The following is an 18,962-nucleotide window of genomic DNA, read 5'->3' on the forward strand; positions in this document are numbered from 1 at the left end:
AAAAGTCTTCCATATAAAGAAAAAAGGCGCTGACTTATAGTGGTAGCGCCTTTTTTACGTTTCTAATTTTTACGTTTCTTATTTTTACGTTACTAGGCCAACAAAATCAAAATCGACTGGCGGTGTCTCACCTTGTATCAATAAACTGATCGCCTTGGCAGAACCGCAAGCATGCGTCCAGCCAAGCGTACCATGACCTGTATTGAGCCATAAATTATCAAAACCAGCATCCATATTATGACTACCATGACGGACTTGACCCCTGTGCGCGCGCCCAATTAACGGCACATTAGAAGGTGTCATTGGACGTAGCCCTGTCCAATATTGCACAGAATTGGCAATGATACCTTTGGGAAACAACTGCTGCACGCGGCGGGTAATGGCTGCACAGCGCGTGCTATTTAAATCCAAATTGTAGCCGTTAAATTCTGCCGTTCCAGCGACGCGTAACTTGTTACCAAGGCGTGATGTCACCAGCTTAAACTCATCATCAATGAGACTGACAAAGGGTGCCAGATGCGGGGCGCGAGGGTTGATTTGATAAGTAGCTGAGTAGCCTTTGGCTGGAAATATCGGCGCATGTATTCCCAAAGGTCTTAGTAATGACACACTATAGCTACCGAGGGCTAGTACATGGCTGTCTGCACTAAAGGTTTGCGCGTTTTCTCCCTTAGGTTGAATGGTAATACTATGTACATGCGGGCGAGCAGGATGGGCGTCAGTGTTTAACGCCAGAATCTCGGTATCGTATAAAAACTTAACGCCAGCCTCGATGCAGCGCTCGGCTAAGCGCTGGGTAAATAAATGGGCATTACCCGATTCATCACGGCTGGTATAAGTCGCACCTTTTAGCTTATGAGCAATAGGGTAAAGCGCAGGCTCTAAGTTAACAGCATTATTGATATCGATGACATGACGCTCACAGCCTAACGCTTGCATGCGCTCCGTTGGCGCAATGGCGGCATTAAACTCAGCTTGATTGGTATAAAAATGCATGATACCGCGCGTTTGCTGCTCGTAATCAATACCGATATCAGCACGCAACTGTTGTAGTGCATCTCGTGAATACAAGCCTAAACGTACCATTTGTACCAGATTGGCATCGGCTCTATCGGCACGGCACTCTTGCAAAAACTGCATCGCCCATTTGAGCTGCGCCTTATCAGCACGCAAGCGATACAACAGCGGCGCATCCTCGCGAAACAGCCATTTAAGGGCTTTCATTGGAGCCGTAGGGTTTGCCCAAGGGGTTGCGTGCGAGACAGATATCTGCCCACCATTGGCAAATGAGGTCTGCATACCGGCAGCAGATTCGCGCTCAATGACGGTCACATCGTAGCCTGCTTGGCGAAGATACCATGCGGTGGTCACGCCCACCACGCCCGCTCCGAGTACCGCAATATGGGTCATAGATTACTCTGCTGCTTTTTTAGTAAAAATGTTTTGAAGAGTGCTGCTTATTACGCGTCACTCATCATGTCGTACTATTTTTGACGCGCAACATCGGCTTGCAGCGCTGGCGGTAAGTTTAATATCGTAAGCTCACTATCGGCTAAATGCTCTGGACGGGCAACGACCAATGCTTTAAAACCATTACCATTAATAGTGTCATCGGTAATCGCATTAACCACATGAATTTTTTCTAGCTTGTCACCGGCTGCTGGCACGTCACCTGCGCCGCTGACATAATGTAAAAACGCTTTTGGCGCTGCCTTAAAATAAATACGGGCAATCACTTCTTGACCAAGATAGCAGCCTTTGTCATAGTCCATACCGCCGCGCTGATGCAGACGCAGCTCTTGTGGCTGAAACAGACCTTGGGTTGCAGCAACTATCCAATAGTTACCAGTGGCAAGACTCGCTTGCATCCACGCTTGGGTATCGGCTGGCGTATTATGTTCCTCTTTATGACTAAAAGTTGGCACGTCATCAAGCACGCAAGGATAAATGGGCGCGGGCGTACTGGTGTCAAACTTTGAAAAGGCACCGAACTTTTTTAAATGGGCTTGAAAAGCCTCAGCACAATCGGCACTGATAACCACATCATAATACTTTTCGGCTTGTTTTTTTATCCACAAACCAAAATCAATGCGACCTTTTAAATTGCTAAGCGCCGTTGCTTGATAACTGAGTCCGAGCTTGGTGACATCAGAGGTTAGCTGCCCCTGCAAGAATTTTTCTGCATCTTCACCTTGAATCGTTAGTTGAACAAATTGTGGCAGTGTTGATGAGAGGGTTGATACGTTTGATTGAGTCATTATTATTATCCTATTCATAAGTCGCTATCGTTATCAGTAGCCATAGCCTCAGATATTGTGGTGAATACTGAGTTATTAAAGTAATTGATAAAGTAAATATTGAGGTTTTACCATCTAAAAGTACATGGTCATCAAACCAAATTTAGTTAAAGCAGAGTACCACAAAACACCGTGTGATAAAAAACGTCCGCTGCAAGACATGAGCGAATCTATCAATTAGTCACAGCACAGCATTTACAAGCGAAGCGATTGGTTAAAGCTGGCGAGTTACGGTACAATGTTAGCTCTAGAATACACCCAATTTATCACGGCTGACGAGGAAATTATGAGCTTACCCAATTGCCCAAAATGCGATGCTGAATATACGTACGAAGATGGTGCGTTACTGGTATGTCCCATGTGTGCTCATGAATGGACTGCGGCTGAAACCGATGCGGCGCAAGCTGAAGAGCAAGACGCGGTCATTCGTGATGCGGTCGGTAATGAGCTGCAAGATGGCGATACCGTCACCGTGATTAAAGACTTAAAAGTCAAAGGTTCATCGATTGTTATTAAAGTTGGTACCAAAGCAAAAGGTATTCGCCTGCTGCCCGATGCCTCTGATGGTCATGATATTGACTGTAAACTTGATGGCTTTGGGCCAATGAAGCTTAAATCATCTGTTGTTAAAAAAGCATAAATTATTAAATGTGCTTTAAAAATCTGCTAAGCATTAACAACAAGCCGCAAGGTTATTTTTAATAAAATAAGACAGAATCAATATTAAAGAAATAATAAGTAGAGAATAATGATGAGCACTAAAAACGAACAGCTATTTGCGCAAGCCCGCAAACATATTCCTGGCGGCGTAAACTCGCCCGTCCGTGCCTTTGCTGGTGTTGGTGGCACGCCTATTTTTATGCACCGTGCTAACGGTAGCAAAATTTATGATACCGAAGACAATGCTTATATCGATTATGTCGGCTCTTGGGGCCCAATGATTTTGGGACACGCACACCCTAAAGTGATTGATGCAGTCAAAAAAGCGGCTGATGATGGTTTAAGTTTTGGTACGCCAACGCCGTTTGAAACGACTGTTGCCGATAAAATTTGCGAAATTGTCCCAAGTGTTGAGATGATTCGTATGACCAGCTCCGGTACAGAAGCGACCATGAGTGCAATTCGTCTGGCTCGTGGTTATACCCAACGTGACAAAATTGTTAAATTTGAAGGCTGTTATCATGGTCATTCAGATAGCTTATTAGTAAAAGCAGGTTCGGGCATGCTTGATATCGGTGAGCCAACATCAAAAGGCGTGCCAGCAGATTTTGCTAAGCACACCATTACCATTCCTTATAATGATCCACAAGCGATTAAAGATTGCTTTGAGAAATGGGGCGAAGAAGTCGCTTGCGTGATCTTAGAGCCGATCGCTGGCAACATGAATATGGTCATTCCAACCCAAGAATTCCATGATACCTTGCGTGCAGAATGTACTGCCAACGGTTCAGTGCTGATCTTTGATGAAGTGATGACGGGCTTCCGTGTTGGTCTGGGTGGTGCACAAGCACATTTCGGCATTGATCCTGATTTGACCTGCTTTGGTAAAATCATCGGTGCAGGTCTGCCCGTTGGTGCTTTCGGTGGTAAAAAAGAAGTGATGTCTTGTATCGCGCCACTCGGCAGCGTCTACCAAGCTGGTACGTTATCAGGAAACCCACTCGCGATGCGTGCGGGTATTGCGATGTTTGAAGACTTAACCGTAGATGGTTTTTATGATGAGTTAGCAGCGAAAGTTGATCGTCTAGTAGACGGTTTTGAAGCGGCAGCTGACAAACACGGCATCAACATGCGTACCAATAAATTGGGCGGTATGTTTGGCATGTTCTTTGTGAAAGACAATGAGACTGACACGCCAAAGAACTTCGATGACGTGACAGAGTGCGATATGACGGTGTTTAATACGTTCTTCCATGGTATGCTCGATCGCGGTATTTATCTGGCACCGTCTGCTTATGAAGCAGGCTTTATGTCAATTAAACACAGCAATGAAGATATTGATGCGTCGATTAAAGCCGCTGACGAGATTTTTGCAGAAATGGCAAAAGCGTAACTGTTTATTCAGGACCTTGTTTATTTAACACCTGTTTATTTAAGACCTGTTTAAAATATATGTACTTACAAGAACCAGTATGAGAAATCATGCTGGTTTTTTTTGTGTCCAATATTTATCCTTTTGTGATTTTTACTATAAGAGATAAAGATTTTTTGACGATGACTGCATAAATGAAAAAACCAAGGCTAAGACAATTCCTTCTTTGGGTGATTGCAAAATAAACAATAAATTATGCTATTCTGAGATGAATCAAGACAATTGAGCAAGGACGCCAACTGATGACTACAAGCACTAATGATATGCCTAGCAGTAATACGCCACCGTTATGGCAAGCCTCATATGAGAAATATGGAATAAGAAATAATTTAGATGTATTAGAGGGAAAGCACAACCTGCTAGATTTGTTGCAACCCAAGATAGATCAGCATAGTGATTCTGTGGCTTTTAGTATGGGGCCTGCCACCCTTACCTTTGCACAATTGGATATTGCCAGCCGCCGCTTTGCTGCTTTTTTACAAGCACAAGGCATCAGCAAAGGCGATCGTGTCGCTGTGCAATTACCCAATATATTGCAGTATGCCGTGGTGTTACTTGGTTGTCTGCGAGCAGGCGCGGTATTGGTGAATGTCAATCCGATGTATACCCATTATGAATTGGCGCATCAGCTGACGGATGCTCAAGCTAGTGTGCTGATTGTCCTCGATGGTATGACCTCTGCTTACGATCAGTTAGATGATGCAGTCAAAGCGCAACTGTCATTGGTTGTACATTGTTCCGTCAATCCGAATGCTGCACCTGCTGATAACGATATTGCTTTGCTTACCCAACTTGAACCGTCAGCCGATACTACTCGTCAATTCAATCAAACCAACCAAACCACAGCCGATAATGCTGTAAACGATATCTCAGAGCATAATATAAGCTTTGCCCATATTATGAGTGCATACCACGCTGAGCAATATCAGCCTGTTACTATCGAGCGTGAAGATTTAGCTTTATTACAATATACGGGTGGCACGACCGGAAAGCCAAAAGGCGCGATGCTCACGCACTACAATGTTATGGCCAATGTTTGTCAGTGTTATGCGATGTTTGGTCATGCGATTGAAGCGGGTCGTAGCGAGCAGATCAAAATACTCAATCCGTTGCCGCTCTATCATATCTTCTCATTTACCGTTTGCGGCTTACTAGGCATTTATGGCGGCTGGGAAGACATACTGGTCACCAATCCGCGTGATATCGATGGATTAGTCAATATCATCGAGCAGCATCGTCCGCATGTCATTCCTTCGGTTAATACCTTATTTATTGGTATGCTGCATCATCTAAAGTTTGCCAACCTTGATTTTAGTCGCTTGGCACTATCTATTGGTGGCGGCACCGCAATTATAAAAGCCGTATCTGATCAGTGGCAACAAGTCACTGGTATGATTATCAATGAAGGTTACGGCATGTCCGAAACTGCACCAGTTATCTCTTTTAACCCACCTGGTATAGATCGTTTCAACGGTAGCGTTGGTCTGCCCCTTGCGATGATGGATATTAAAATCATTGATGAACAGGGTGCAGCTTGTGCAATAGGTACACGGGGCGAGGTTTGTATTAAAGGTCCGCAGGTCATGCGTGGTTACTGGCAACGAGACAATGCAGATACTTTTACAAAGGATGGCTACTTTAAATCAGGTGATATTGGTGTGCTTGATGAACATGGATTTTTGACGCTGGTGGATCGCAAAAAAGACATGATACTGGTTTCAGGATTTAACGTCTATCCAAACGAAGTGGAAGCGGCATTGACAGAGCATCCGAAAGTACTTGAAGTCGCGGTGGTTGGTATTGCAGATGAGCACAGCGGCGAGGTACCCAAAGCGTTTGTGGTTAAAAAGGAGTTGAGCCTAACGGTAGAAGAGTTACAAAGCTTCGCAAGCGAACGTTTAACAGGTTATAAACGCCCGCAGTCATACGAGTTTATCGATGAATTGCCCAAAACTGCGGTAGGAAAAATATTACGTAAGTCTTTACGTTAGTTGAGGTAGTGGCGAGTTATTATCGTCCGATTTTATCAAATTTACGGTCTTTTAAGCTGAGTCTACCGCGTAGGACATCACTGTACATACGAAAGTCGCTAGCAAAGCTTTTTAAAGGAAATTTGAACTAGGCAGGTTTGTTTTTTTCAAAGAAAAAATGACCGACCCAAGCGCAAGCATATCCAGCAGCGATGCCTTTGAGTAATGGTTTTGGCGAAGCAGTTTTGACCGACTTTGCGAGTCCCAATAAGCCAAAGCTACTACCGGCGAAATGTAAGCGGCGACAAGCCATGTTTTGATGTTCAGCTAAATAGAAGTCATAAAATTTCTGCTTTGTTGGGCTGACGGTTGTCATCATGTTTTTTTTAGCATTGCTGACCGCTTGAGCATCGGCGTTTTTGGTAGTGTTTTGTGTGGTCGTTTGATTCATTTGTTTAGCTTCCTTGCTAATCGTTTCTTGAGTATAGATATTAGGGGGCTTTCTGTTTTAATAAAGCGGCTGGCGCTCATTAAGTGACTGTTATTTATTATAATATTGGTCGTTTTTAATGTAGCAAAACGCTATCCTTAACACAAGCAATGGATGTTTATGGCGCATTTGTTATTTTGTTGATGATGCGCTTGCTGCTTAATTAGCATTTGGGTCACTTGCCAGTGTTTGGCATAAATGCTTTAATGGCGAAAGTTACGTCAAATACGTGAGCCGCTTTGCGTAAATGGCTCTATTTGGTGCAGCTACGATGTTTATATGACCCAATCATCTGATTTTTAGCGCATATCCTCTCCCTTTTATCCAACACGGTAACGATTCCTCTTATGCCTATTGACTACCTTACAAATCCGCCGCTTGCTGATGATGAAATGATGGCAGCCATTGATATCGGTTCCAATAGTTTTCATCTGGCCATTGCGCGTCTTGACCATGGTGAGGTGCGAAAAGTCGTTTCTATGTCTGAAAAAGTCCAGCTCGCCGCAGGCTTGGATGAGAATAATATCTTAAGTGCGGCAGCTGCACAGCGAGGTCTCGACTGTTTGAGCCGATTTGTGGCGCGTTTGGATTCGGTACCACCCGAACGCATTCGCGTGGTTGCGACCAACGCTTTACGTCAAGCCAAAAATGCCAATGACTTTATTGCCCGTGCCAATAAAATATTGCCGAAACCCATTGAGATTATCGCGGGACGAGAAGAGGCGCGCTTGATTTATTTGGGCGTCTCACACACCAATGCCAGTAGTGACAAGCGTTTGGTCATCGATATTGGTGGCGGTTCGACAGAGTTTATCATTGGTCAAGAGTTCGATCCGCTGTTGACCGAGAGTTTACAGATGGGCTGTGTCGCCTTTACCCAGAAGTACTTTGCCGATGGTCAAATCACTAAAGAAGCCTTTAATAATGCGATATCAGCCGCTCGCAAAGAAGTGTTAGCGATTCAGGGTCGTTATCAAAAATTGGGCTGGAGTAGTGTGGTTGGCTCGAGTGGGACGATTAAAGCGGTACGTAATGTGCTGGTCTCTAAGGGCTGGGCTGATGAGCAAGAGCGCATCACTTATAAAGGTGTCAAAAAGTTAGAGAAACTGTTGCTTAAAATTGGCAACGTCGATGACATCGATTTAGAAGGCGTTAAGGAACATCGCAAAGCCGTCTTCCCAGCAGGCGTTGCGGTACTGCGTGCAGTCATGAAAGTGCTGGGTGTAGATACCATTACTTACTCAGATGGTGCATTACGTGAAGGTGTGATGTACGACATGCTTGGACGCTTTGCTAGCGAAGATGTTCGTGACCGCAGTGTGCTGGCGCTGATTAAGCGTTATTCAGGGGACAAAAAACAAGCCAAACAAGTGGTGAAAACCAGTCGTCATTTATTTGAGCAAGTGAAGAGTCAGCTCGCCCTTACCAATGATGATTGTGATTTACTCAGACGTGCGGCTTTCTTGCATGAGATAGGATTGGCCATCAGTCATAGTAGTTATCATAAGCACAGCGCGTATTTACTTGAGTATTCTGATATTCCAGGATTTTCGCAAGTCGATCAAAAGCGCATGGCACAACTGATGCTCAATCATCGTCGTAAGCTCAAGGCTGATATGTTAGAGCAGACCTGTACTATCGGTGGTAATCAGCTCGTTTATCTTTGCCTGTTGCTACGCTTAGCCGTACTGGCGCATCATAGCCGCAGCGATTATGAATTACCAGCATTACAGTTACAAGCCATGGATGATCATTGCTGGCAAATCACCGTTGCCGATAGCAGCGAGCACTATGCTTTCTTATTGCCCGATTTGCATACTGAGATTGAGCAGTTTGCTAAATGGGGCGTGACGCTGAGCGTGGTTGAGGGCTAGATAGCGCTGGTTTGTACTGAGCGATCAACACGGTGCTGTTACTATTGTAATGAGTATGCTATAGATTAACGTAACAAAAGCGGCTTTGTCAGTAATGTCATGCCATTTAAGATGTGCTACTATAGCTTCTATTGAGTTTACAACTGTACTTTCATTATCTAAAAATCGATAACGATATTATTCTTAAACATAAATACATTAAGTATAATTATTAAAGGGAAGCGTCTATGAGCACTGTCTGGGATAGTGTGCAGCTTGCACGGCACGCCAAGCGTCCATTATTTATGGACTATGTTAATCAGCTGTTTACCGAATTCGATGAGCTGCACGGTGACCGTGCTTTTGCTGATGACAAAGCCATTCTTGGTGGTCTGGCGCGTTTTGATGGTCAGCCTGTGATGGTAATTGGTCAACATCGCGGTCGCAGCACCCGTGAGCGTATTGCTCATAACTTTGGCATGGCCAATCCTGAAGGCTACCGCAAAGTGATTCGTTTGGTCAAAATGGCTGAGCGTTTTAATATCCCTGTGATGACCTTTGTCGATACCCAAGGCGCTTATCCGGGTATCGGCGCTGAAGAGCGCGGACAAGCGCAAGCCATTGCCGAAAGTATCGCTGTTTTTTCTAGCCTAAAAGTGCCTATTATCGTGACTATCATCGGTGAAGGCGGCTCAGGTGGAGCGTTGGCTATTGGCGTTGGTGACAAAGTCAATATGCTACAAAATAGTATTTATTCGGTTATCTCTCCGGAAGGCTGTGCCTCTATCCTGTGGAAAACAGCTGAAAAAGCACAAGATGCTAGTGAAGCCTTGAAATTAAATGCGATTAATTTATATCAGATGGGGCTGATTGATGCCGTCATTGAAGAAGGTGAAGGCGCACATATCAAGCCGCAGCCTGTCATGATCGCCTTGAAAGCACTGATTGCTGAGCAGTTAAATGAGATTAAAGATTTAGACGCACACGCGCGTTGTGAGCTGCGTTATGAGAAGCTGAAAACCTTTAACTCAGAAGTGATGTTGCCTGCTTAATTGGTCGCTATGACACCTCTGTTACAAAGCCTCTATTCATGGACACAAAGCTTTTCATATTAGAGACTGAGTCTTAATGCTAAAATAAAAACGTGTCATTTTATGGCGCGTTTTTTTGTGGCTGTTAATATAGGTGCTAACTGACGCTGTAACTGATGTCGTAGCTGACGTATGAGCAGATTCATTTATATGTCAATTCATGTATGCATGCTAAATAAATAAGGCTGATTATGACCAGCAGTGCAATCCTCTCGCATCCTATGAAGCCAATCGCAGACTTGCCTGTCGATGCCGATCTGGCAAAAGCATTATTGAGCAGTATGGCTGAATATGGTGAACAGCTGCACGGTCGACGGATTTGGCTGGCGTGTAGTGGTGGTCGTGATTCATTAGCATTGGCTGCGCTGTGTGTGCAGCTCTATCGCCAAGGTAAGTTGCCATTTTTGCCACAATTGCTGCATGTGAATCATGGTTTGCAAGCAGATAGTGAGACTTGGGCGATGCATGTCGCTCATTGGGCAGCAGTGCAGCAGATACCGTGTCGGATTTTACGTGCGCAAGTGAATGGTCATGATGAGCAAGCTGCAAGGCAAGCTCGTTATGATGTCATGCGAGCGCAACTCAATCAAGATGATGTATTGCTCTTAGCGCATCATGCTGATGACCAAGCAGAGACGGTGCTGATGCGGCTGATACAAGGCGCTGGGGTGAATGGTCTGTCGGGTATGCAGCCGTGGCGTATCCAAACGCAGGGCGCACAACGTATGGCATTATGGCGACCTTGGCTGACGGTCAAACGCGCCAACATCAGCAATTATGCTCAGCGCCTAAAGCTCCCTTATATCGATGACCCAACCAATGATGCTGGCGAGAATGTACGTAGTGGGCTACGCCTTGACATCATGCCCGTATTGGCGACCTATAATTCTAATGTCATTGACAATATCGCCCGTAGCGCACAGCTATTGCGTGATGCCCAATTAATAATCAATGCACAAGCGGCAGAAGATTTACAGCAGATAGAGGTAGCATCATTACAGCTATCGTCTGCCCAGCGTGTGCTAAATATAGACAAGCTACAAGCATTACCCATTTATCGTCAGCGCCAACTATTGCATCATTGGCTCGGTCAAGATGAACCGTTACCGCCTGCTAAGCAGCTGGTCGATGATGTATTTATGCTAAGCCGACGTGAAGATCCTGATCACCAAACGGCGCTTTTTTGGCAAGCTCGTAAGCAGTCCTATACGATTTGCCGCTACCGTCAGCAGCTTTACCGTTTGAGCAGTGAGTGGAGCAAGTGGTTAGCATTACCGCTTACCAAACAGATTCAACCCTTATCTGATTTTGTTGTGGCTGATGCTGATGCTGATGCTGATTCAGCGGCTGCCCAGCCTATATCAGTTACCTTACGCAGGGATAATAACTTTATTTGGCAAGTGCAAATGATGCCAAATGCCTTAGCAGAGCTATTAGACAGCGACCAAGATGGTGATGAGAAGTTTAAGATTACCTTTGCACCATTAGGTCGTCAGCAGCGTGTGCAAACTGCATTGGCATCACGTCCACAAGTGGGCAAGAAACTATATCAAACGCTTGGCGTGCCTGTATGGTTGCGAGAGAGTTTGGTGTTGGTCAGTGCCGTATCCGTACAGCAGAATAAAGAGTGGCCATTATTGCTGGTTTCACCTTTTGAGCGCTGGATACTAGGGACGAGTAGATCGCTAACAGACACGACAGAAAATATTGGCGTTTTAGACAGTGCTATTAGAAGCAATGTTATTAGAAATAGTGCTATTAGAAACAGTTTAAGCATCAATAACGCTTTTTAATATTTGTAACCTAAGCCTTTTAGGAGGTCAGGTTATCTAGGGCTAGGTCATCAAGCCATCAGAGCATCAAGTTTTCTAACCATTTTGATATCTATTATTTGCGTGCTTTTGTAGCATTCTTCACTCTTTTCGCCATTACCTACAAAGCCAAATTTTTGATAGAAATCAATAGCAGCCACATTGTTTGCTAATACCCATAAATAAAAATGGGCATGGATATGAGATTCTAAGAGGGCTTGTAATGATGCTGTCATTAATTGAGTGCCTATACCCAATCCTTGGTAGTCGGGCAAAACATACAACGTGGTAATTTCATAATTTTTATTATTAATGAAGTAGCCAATAAACCCCAAATTATGATGATAAGCATCATATGCTATCCAGACAATAACGTCAGGATGCGCCATTAACTCCTGCCACATTTTTGTCTTATTAAATAAGTTGTTTTTATCATTGATATAGGACACTGGTAGCAAATCTAAATAGGCGGCATGCCAACTTTTGAAATGAATGTTAGCAATGTCTGCATAATCCTCTGGGTTGGCTTTACGAATGAAAAACATAGTACTCTCCGTCACTGATTTTATATAATGCCCTTGTTAATCTAACCGTTTGGTTGTGCCATAGTCCATGGCAATTAAGTGATTCAACGGAGCTTACAGCCGGGTTAGATGCCGTCAATTTATCAAACGATGCCAGTAGCAGTATGGTAAACTGAGTGTCATTTTACCTATCATTATGTTAGTTTGAATACCTTTGGATTTTTGAATAGGAGACATGTATGTCAGTATTAGATAATAAGAAAATCAGCTTTATCGGTGGCGGAAATATGGCGCAGGCTTTGATTAGCGGGCTTGTCAGCTGCGGTGTCAAACCGAGTTTAATTACCGTTGCTGATCCTAGCGGTGAAGCACGCGAGCAATTGGCTGCTAAAGGACTGAACACGGTGGATCCAACTGCTGATGCAAAAGCTGCCGTTATCGATGCTGACATTGTGGTGCTGGCGGTCAAACCGCAAGTGATGAAAGCGGTGGTCAGTAGCTTTGCGGATGTCTTAGACAAGCAGCTGGTGATTTCAGTGGCAGCAGGTTTGTCGACTGAGCTTCTATCTGACATGTTGCATGGCTATGACAATATCGTCCGTGCGATGCCAAATACACCTGCAATGATTCAAATGGGCGCAACGGGTCTGTACGGTACTGATAATATTTCTGCTGAACAAAAGCAGTTAGCAACGGCGGTGATGGAAGCATCAGGATTGGTCATGTGGGTCGATAATGAAGAACATATGCATGCGGTAACCGCCGTATCAGGATCAGCGCCAGCGTATATGTTTTACTTCATTGAATCCATGATTGACGGGGCAGTGGCTTTAGGTTTGGATAAAGAGCAGGCTTCAGCGCTCGCTATGCAAACCATGCTAGGCGCGGCAAAGATGGCGATGAATAGTGAGGATGCACCTGCTGAATTGCGTCGCAAGGTCACCTCGCCAAATGGGACAACCCAAGCCGCCGTTGAGTCAATGCAAGCCAATGATATCGGTGGTCAAATCGTTGAGGCTATGCAGGCCTGCTATGACCGTAGCCAAGCCTTGAGTGAAGAGATGAGTAAATAATCATCCCTATATCAGGCGCGTTATTTGCTAAAAGCGAATGACGCGCCTGAGCTGTAATACCAAGCACCACTACCAAGTAATGACAGTCGTCATCCCAAAACCTGTTAATAATGTCACATTGAGTAGCACTTCATGAACAACATGTTATTTCAAATCTTTGATTTGGTCACCACCTTCGCCATGATGTTGGTGTTTATTCGCTTTATGCTGCAATTTGCAGGGATGGATGCCAGCAACCCCATGATTGCGCCTGCCTATAAAGCAACGCACATTGTCGATGTGTTTGGGCGTATTTTTCCAACCGTCGGGCAAGGGCGTATCAGTATTGCGGCTATCGTCCTGATGTTTTTGATTCGTTTGATCGATATCTCTGGAAAAGCAGCACTGACCCATAAAGGTATCGCTCCTGTACCGTTATTTTTTACTGGTACTATCAGCTTGGTATTAGACTTTTTACGTATGTGTCGCTATCTCGTCATTGGTTCCATCATTGTCAGCTGGATTGTGGTCTTTACCCAATCTCAGCATCCGATTATTGGTATCATTGTCGATTTAGCGGAGCCAATCTTGGCACCATTTCGTCGAATCACGCCAAACTTGGGCATGATTGATTTATCACCAATGGTCGCCTTCATTGCTTTTATTTTGCTTGAGATGTTTATTGGTGGCTTTGCCGCGAGCTTCATGCCAATGTTGGGTTGAGCTGGATTAATGGTCACTTGAAAGCTGTTAGCTAAAATTACCAATAGCTATCTAAAAAAGGGCGCTCTACGAGATATAGAGCGCCCTTTTTTTTATTGCTTATTTAGAGGTTATGCTGAAAGTCTATAAAACGATTGGGTATTAATTGGGCTTGCTCATTATTAGGGTGCGGTGCATCAGCGGCACGCAGCGTCTGGGTAATCCAGCTGTCTGCTGCCCTTACTGCATCGATAAGCGCATCACCCATTGCTAAGCGCCCAGCGATAAAGCTGGCAAGTGAACAGCCAGAGCCATGAAATTCGCCCGTTAAGCGCGGCAAGGTGCTTTTATGTACCATCTCACCCTTTATATACAAATACTGCTCTATATCGCCGCTATCAAAGTCATGTGAGGTCTTTACCAATACAGCATAGGTGCCTTGGGCGCATAGTTTTTGCGCGCCAATATGTAAGTCTTGCTCACCGCTTAATGCGCGTAGCTCATGAGTATTCGGTGTGATAAGGGTCGCGTATGGTAACAGCTTCCTAAATGCGCTAACGAGCGTCTTTTCATCGCCCAAACTGCCACCACTATTGGCAACCAATACGGGATCTAATACAAATGGCGTATCAGCGGCGATAAGGCGCTCGGCAAACAATTGAGTCAGCATAGCGATATTATCAGTCGTACCCAACATACCTGACTTAATAGCTGCAACAGGCAAATCATCGAGCACTGCGGTGGCCTGATCCTTTACCAAATTTGCTGCACAAGCTTCAAAACCAAAGACTTGCTGCGAGTTTTGTATGGTAATAGCTGTACAAGCAATGGCAGCATGCGCACCTGCTTGACCGATGGCTTCTATATCCGCTTGTAATCCAGCGCCGCCTGAGGGGTCTAATCCTGAAAAACACAGTACCACTGGTCGCATAAAAATTCCTTTGACATAATCTAAAATGAGTAACAAATACTATAGACACCCACTGCTAAAAAAGCCATAGTAGGTGAGAGATGGTACATAGACAATCCATCCATTAATCAATCAATTAACAACAACCTAAAGCGTGCTGACTAACTTAAACATCGTTTTTACTAGTTTTTATTGATATTTGAGCTGCTCAAGAGGCTATGAAACCATATAAATAAATAAATATGATAAAAATTGCATTAAATTTGTAGACAGTGCTTGCAATTCGTTTTGGCTTTGCTATAATAATCGCCCACGGGATAAGACGTATTATCAGCAATAATACTATTTTTTAGAACTTAAAAAGTCTTACATCGTTTGGTGAAGTGGGTGAGTGGCTGAAACCAGTTCCCTGCTAAGGAACCATACGTTTGCGCGTATCGAGGGTTCGAATCCCTCCTTCACCTCCATTTATTCGGTTTTTAGTAGAGTAGTGACGCAGCATAAAAGCGTTAATAATCTTCTGTTTTATTAAAGCAAAAACTATTTTGATTTTAATAAAAAAAGATGTTGACACAAGCGAAATTATCTATATAATAACCAACCTAATTTGCTGCAATTGTTTCTTAACAACGCAGTAAATGATGTGCAAAGTACGCGCTTGTAGCTCAGTTGGATAGAGCACTTGGCTACGAACTAAGGGGTCGGGAGTTCGAATCTCTCCAAGCGCACCATTTGCATAATCACTTCTTTAACCCAGTTAGAGAAACCTTAAAATAATCGCCTGTCTTATGACAATTTGGCGATTTTTTTATGTCTGCAATTTCTGTGTGATAGTCTTATGAGCTGATGAGTCATACGACATGGTTATACCACATTGTTATATGACTTACGGCATCTTAGGATAATGTACGATAAGACCGTGAATTACGGTACAATAGAGTCATTATTCACTGCTTGCTATGAGCTTGTACCATGTCAAAGAGTTTACCTAAACGACCTACCAAATCTGCTGCTCAAACTAAAGCATCAGCATATCATGCCGCTGAAAGTGAAGAGCTAACGATTGCTAAACCTGGCACCCGTATGGCAGCCATTCTCTATGATGGTATGTTAATTTTAGCGTTGTTGTTTTTGGTCGGTACCCTGCTAACCGTGATTGGTACACTTATCACGATGGAGACGGGTAGCGAGTCGTCACAAGCGCAGTCGCTGCCAACGTGGTATCAAAACGTGATTATGACGCCGTCTTTTATACTGACGTTAGTAGGATTCTATGGGATATTTTGGCGTCGCGGTGGACAGACATTAGGTATGCAGACTTGGCGGTTAAAGACGGTCAATAGTAATGGTCATTTGCTAACGTGGGGACAGTCATTTAAGCGGATTTTAGCGGCCAGTATTATGCCACTTATATTTGGTATCATTGGTAGTGTCATTGATGGCTCGCGTGCTGTTTTATTGACCAGTGCCTTTTTGGGCTTTGTCTTTAACTATGCTTTTTGCCTCTTTAACCCACGTGGTCTCGCAGTGCAAGATATGCTATCGAATACCATTACCTTAAAAATTCCAAAAACAGAGAATGAAGGACTATGGCGGGTGATTAGAAATCGCAAGCAAGGAAAATAAACCACATTATCATCGCCATAGTCCTTTAAGACATTTTAAGGTCTGTTAATACAATTTAAGCGTTACAGGTTGACGGTTTGTATCAGCCATAAAGTATAGCCGACAAAGAATAAGACCAAAGTCGACCCAGAAGTGCGACCGAATGGACGCTTATTCATAAAGGCAAACCCACACAATACCAAGAGTAACAAGGTGACCAATCCCATCGCCACTATATCGCGCGATAAGATAATTGGACTGACTGTGATTGGCGCTATAAGCGCTGCGAGACCAACGACGCCCAAGGTGTTAAATATATTAGAGCCAATAATATTACCCAATGCCATGTCGTGTTCGCCTTTACGGGCGGCTGATAAGCTCGATACCAGCTCAGGTAACGAGGTCCCCACAGCAACAATCGTCAATCCAATCACCAGTTCGCTCACGCCCCACAGCGTTGCCAATTCTACTGCACCCCAAACTATAGCCCGCGAGCTAATGACCAGTAAAAGCATGCCGATAACTAAGCTGATGAGTCCCCGTGTTAGGGTTTGTTCGATATGTTCAGCATCGACGCTTTCTGCTATGGGTTCTCCTTCGTGCTCATGGTTGCCTTCACGTAAGCTTAGTACAATCTGAATGCCTAAAGTCACGACCAGCAGCGCTATCAACACAATCGCATCTGCTTGGTCTAATTGCCCATCACGCAGCTGCCATGCGGCGACCATAGTAATCAATACCAATAGAGGTAAATCACGCTTGATGATGCCCTTACGAATGATAATAGGGCTAATCAATACGGTTGCACCCAATACCAGCGCAATATTGATGATGTTTGAGCCATAAGCGTTGCCTAATGCCAAATCAGGGCTGCCTTCTAGTGCCGCCAATACTGACACGACCATCTCAGGGGCGGATGTACCCACACCCAAAATCAACACACCTATTAAGAAACTGGGGACGTTGAATTTTTTTGCCAAGGCAGTGGCGCCATCAACAAAAAGGTCTGCACTCCAAACAAGAATAGCTAGTCCGATCAATACTGCAATAACTGCCAACCACATCAGTCTGTTTCCTTATTAGTGTTAATACCAAACCTAAAAATACGCTTAGCCGTGCCAAATTCATTTAGCCTAAAAACATAGCGCTGACATTTATTTTTCTGACGACTTCATCTTTTAAGAGTGGTATAAAATGTGAATTTGCCATATAAAAATGGCATAAAAAAAAGCTGAATCAGAATGGAGATTCAGCTCTCATATTAGCATAGCGGTTTTGGTTGGATAATAAGAATAACTTCAACAGCTTAGTCGATTGTTTATCCTTGCTTTATCCAAAAATCTTCGGTGTTCCGGTGCTTTAAGCCACTTGTACCGGAATGATGTTTGCCGTGTCTTTTACAGTGTTATCTTCGTTGCAATACACCAGTTTTGGCTGGTAGGTTGCCGCTTCTACTTCATCAAAATGAGCATAGGCACAGATGATAACGATATCGCCTAAATCTGCCATGTGAGCCGCCGCACCATTTAGCGAGATGATACCAGAACCTGCTTCAGCGCGGATAGCGTAGGTGCGAAAGCGCTTGCCATTGGTCACATTGTAGATATCGATAGACTCATTTTCGCGCAGACCAGCAAGATCCAATAAATCACCATCGATACCGCATGAGCCTTCGTAATGAAGTTCGGCATGGGTGACGCGAGCACGGTGTAATTTGCATTTAAGCATATTAAGTAGCATAGGTTGCTTCCTTAGCGTAACTGAGATTAATGATTCAAATCAAAAGGTTAATGGGGGATAACTTGCTAAAATAAAAGGCTATTATGGTTAAAGCATGATTTTATTCTGGCAGTTTGAAGCCATTAATTTGTGAACGTGCTTTTTCAATATCGCCATTTAGTAATAATGGTAGCGCTTCAAATGCTGCTGTCAGAGCGCTATCAATGGCAATCTGTTCATCGGGCGCAGCTTTTGAGAGTACATGACCACTAACTTTAGACTTATGACCAGGATGATCAATACCAATACGCAAACGATGGAAGTCGTTGCCGATATGAGGGGTGATATCACGCAGACCATTATGACCGCCATGACCACCATTCGTCTTAAGTTTGATACTGCCAGCTGGAATATCGAGCTCATCATGAGCAATCAGTAACTCATCATTTTCAATGCCATAAAATTTCACCATCGGCACGACCGACTGACCAGACTTATTCATAAAGGTGAGCGGCATCAATAGACGTACGTCATGCCCATGAATCTGCCCACGTCCTGTAATTCCATGAAACTTTTTATCATGGGAGAGGGTAATGTTGAACTGCTGAGCCAAGTGATGGACAAACCAAAACCCTGCATTATGACGTGTAAACATATACTGCTGACCAGGATTACCAAGACCGACAATAAGCTTTATGGCCATAAAAACACCCTGCTTAAATTGAATAAATGAGGCATAAGGTTTGTGATTATGCTATTTATTCATAGCATATCTGTTATTTTTCAAACCTTACTTACAAAAACAGCAGGAGATATTTATCACCTGCTGTTTTTTGACTAAACAAA

16 protein-coding genes, 2 tRNA genes and 1 pseudogene are annotated in these 18,962 nt (G+C 44.0%); 11 read left to right on the forward strand and 8 right to left on the reverse strand.

Features of this window, described 5'->3' with window-relative positions; genetic code table 11:
* Positions 1 to 84 precede the first annotated feature (84 nt).
* Together JMX82_RS03340 and JMX82_RS03345 are read right to left on the reverse strand one after the other, a co-directional pair.
* Positions 85 to 1,410, reverse strand: a complete 1,326-nt coding sequence (locus JMX82_RS03340) for a D-amino acid dehydrogenase (RefSeq protein WP_201539466.1) — start codon at positions 1,408 to 1,410, stop codon at positions 85 to 87.
* A gap of 74 nt (positions 1,411 to 1,484) precedes the next feature.
* Complete coding sequence (locus JMX82_RS03345) at positions 1,485 to 2,258, reverse strand: YgfZ/GcvT domain-containing protein (RefSeq protein WP_201539467.1); 774 nt, start codon at positions 2,256 to 2,258, stop codon at positions 1,485 to 1,487.
* 325 nt (positions 2,259 to 2,583) lie between these two features.
* Here JMX82_RS03345 and JMX82_RS03350 point away from each other — a divergent pair, with 325 nt between their 5' ends.
* From JMX82_RS03350 to JMX82_RS03360, 3 genes are all read left to right on the forward strand, one after another.
* Positions 2,584 to 2,937, forward strand: a complete 354-nt coding sequence (locus tag JMX82_RS03350; RefSeq protein ID WP_055123598.1) for a zinc ribbon domain-containing protein YjdM — start codon at positions 2,584 to 2,586, stop codon at positions 2,935 to 2,937.
* Positions 2,938 to 3,048: 111 nt separating this feature from the next.
* Positions 3,049 to 4,350, forward strand: coding sequence for a glutamate-1-semialdehyde 2,1-aminomutase (hemL, locus tag JMX82_RS03355; protein ID WP_201539468.1), 1,302 nt, complete (start codon positions 3,049 to 3,051; stop codon positions 4,348 to 4,350).
* 281 nt (positions 4,351 to 4,631) lie between these two features.
* Positions 4,632 to 6,380 carry an AMP-binding protein gene (locus tag JMX82_RS03360; RefSeq protein ID WP_201539469.1) on the forward strand — a complete coding sequence of 583 codons (1,749 nt, stop codon included), beginning with the start codon at positions 4,632 to 4,634 and terminating at the stop codon, positions 6,378 to 6,380.
* A gap of 19 nt (positions 6,381 to 6,399) precedes the next feature.
* On the opposite strand, the pseudogene JMX82_RS03365 reads toward JMX82_RS03360, so the two are convergent.
* A pseudogene (locus JMX82_RS03365) lies at positions 6,400 to 6,738 on the reverse strand (Mpo1-like protein).
* 458 nt (positions 6,739 to 7,196) lie between these two features.
* Here JMX82_RS03365 and ppx point away from each other — a divergent pair.
* From ppx to tilS, 3 genes are all read left to right on the forward strand, one after another.
* Positions 7,197 to 8,723: an exopolyphosphatase gene (ppx, locus tag JMX82_RS03370; protein WP_201539470.1), complete on the forward strand. Its 1,527-nt coding sequence runs from the start codon at positions 7,197 to 7,199 to the stop codon at positions 8,721 to 8,723.
* 227 nt (positions 8,724 to 8,950) lie between these two features.
* On the forward strand, positions 8,951 to 9,754 hold the full coding sequence (locus JMX82_RS03375; protein WP_201539471.1) for an acetyl-CoA carboxylase carboxyltransferase subunit alpha: 804 nt from the start codon (positions 8,951 to 8,953) through the stop codon (positions 9,752 to 9,754).
* A gap of 230 nt (positions 9,755 to 9,984) precedes the next feature.
* Positions 9,985 to 11,586, forward strand: coding sequence for a tRNA lysidine(34) synthetase TilS (gene tilS, locus JMX82_RS03380; RefSeq protein WP_201539472.1), 1,602 nt, complete (start codon positions 9,985 to 9,987; stop codon positions 11,584 to 11,586).
* 50 nt (positions 11,587 to 11,636) lie between these two features.
* Here tilS and JMX82_RS03385 read toward each other — a convergent pair whose 3' ends face one another.
* Complete coding sequence (locus tag JMX82_RS03385) at positions 11,637 to 12,149, reverse strand: GNAT family N-acetyltransferase (protein WP_201539473.1); 513 nt, start codon at positions 12,147 to 12,149, stop codon at positions 11,637 to 11,639.
* A 218-nt stretch (positions 12,150 to 12,367) separates the two neighbouring features.
* Here JMX82_RS03385 and proC point away from each other — a divergent pair, with 218 nt between their 5' ends.
* Complete coding sequence (gene proC, locus JMX82_RS03390; RefSeq protein ID WP_201539474.1) at positions 12,368 to 13,201, forward strand: pyrroline-5-carboxylate reductase; 834 nt, start codon at positions 12,368 to 12,370, stop codon at positions 13,199 to 13,201.
* A 132-nt stretch (positions 13,202 to 13,333) separates the two neighbouring features.
* Positions 13,334 to 13,903, forward strand: coding sequence for a YggT family protein (locus tag JMX82_RS03395; protein ID WP_045452679.1), 570 nt, complete (start codon positions 13,334 to 13,336; stop codon positions 13,901 to 13,903).
* Between the two features lie 103 nt (positions 13,904 to 14,006).
* Here JMX82_RS03395 and JMX82_RS03400 read toward each other — a convergent pair whose 3' ends face one another.
* Positions 14,007 to 14,813, reverse strand: coding sequence for a hydroxymethylpyrimidine/phosphomethylpyrimidine kinase (locus JMX82_RS03400; protein WP_201539475.1), 807 nt, complete (start codon positions 14,811 to 14,813; stop codon positions 14,007 to 14,009).
* A 356-nt stretch (positions 14,814 to 15,169) separates the two neighbouring features.
* Here JMX82_RS03400 and JMX82_RS03405 point away from each other — a divergent pair.
* The 3 genes from JMX82_RS03405 to JMX82_RS03415 all read left to right on the forward strand — a co-directional run bounded on the left by JMX82_RS03405 (position 15,170) and on the right by JMX82_RS03415 (position 16,418).
* Positions 15,170 to 15,259, forward strand: a tRNA-Ser gene (locus JMX82_RS03405).
* Positions 15,260 to 15,446: 187 nt separating this feature from the next.
* Positions 15,447 to 15,523, forward strand: a tRNA-Arg gene (locus JMX82_RS03410).
* Positions 15,524 to 15,764: 241 nt separating this feature from the next.
* Positions 15,765 to 16,418, forward strand: a complete 654-nt coding sequence (locus tag JMX82_RS03415; RefSeq protein ID WP_201539476.1) for an RDD family protein — start codon at positions 15,765 to 15,767, stop codon at positions 16,416 to 16,418.
* Between the two features lie 62 nt (positions 16,419 to 16,480).
* On the opposite strand, the gene JMX82_RS03420 is transcribed toward JMX82_RS03415, so the two are convergent.
* The 3 genes from JMX82_RS03420 to pth all read right to left on the reverse strand — a co-directional run bounded on the left by JMX82_RS03420 (position 16,481) and on the right by pth (position 18,819).
* Positions 16,481 to 17,461, reverse strand: coding sequence for a calcium/sodium antiporter (locus JMX82_RS03420; protein ID WP_201539477.1), 981 nt, complete (start codon positions 17,459 to 17,461; stop codon positions 16,481 to 16,483).
* 295 nt (positions 17,462 to 17,756) lie between these two features.
* Positions 17,757 to 18,137 (reverse strand): aspartate 1-decarboxylase, encoded by a 381-nt coding sequence (panD, locus tag JMX82_RS03425; protein WP_045443274.1) that lies wholly within the window; start codon positions 18,135 to 18,137, stop codon positions 17,757 to 17,759.
* A gap of 100 nt (positions 18,138 to 18,237) precedes the next feature.
* A complete protein-coding gene (gene pth, locus JMX82_RS03430) occupies positions 18,238 to 18,819 on the reverse strand; it encodes an aminoacyl-tRNA hydrolase (protein ID WP_201539478.1) in 582 nt (193 codons plus the stop codon).
* Positions 18,820 to 18,962 lie beyond the last annotated feature (143 nt).

It is taken from the genome of Psychrobacter sp. 1044, assembly GCF_904846525.1.
In the GTDB taxonomy this organism is placed as follows: domain Bacteria; phylum Pseudomonadota; class Gammaproteobacteria; order Pseudomonadales; family Moraxellaceae; genus Psychrobacter.